Source organism: Chryseobacterium sp. SIMBA_038 (genome assembly GCF_046535115.1).
Taxonomy (GTDB): Bacteria; Bacteroidota; Bacteroidia; order Flavobacteriales; family Weeksellaceae; genus Chryseobacterium.
The window spans coordinates 1-240 of the sequence record NZ_JAWRXH010000409.1 but is presented as its reverse complement, the minus strand read 5'-3'; the positions used below and the strand labels follow the sequence as shown (position 1 = coordinate 240).

1 protein-coding gene is annotated in these 240 nt (G+C 62.5%); it reads left to right on the top strand.

The window, feature by feature from the left end; translation table 11 throughout:
- The coding region (locus SB689_RS24080; RefSeq protein ID WP_410694542.1) for a hypothetical protein at nt 1–240 on the top strand (240 nt) is incomplete at both ends.

The following is a 240-nucleotide window of genomic DNA, read 5'->3' as shown; positions in this document are numbered from 1 at the left end:
CGGCGTTGCGTAATCCTGATCATTCGGTGTCTCTGCTCGAGGTGATACGCGGTGCAAGCCCCGACTATGCGGTCATTGCGCAGAAGGCGGCCGATCCGGACATCAAGGAGAAGTTTGCTCAGGTGTTCGCGGCTGAGTATGGCTTGTCGCTGGAGCGGCTGGCTGACCGTTACGAAGCGCGAACCGAGTCCGTCCGACTCCGGGTGGAAAAAGCCGAGGCCGGCGTCGAGCGGCTGGACG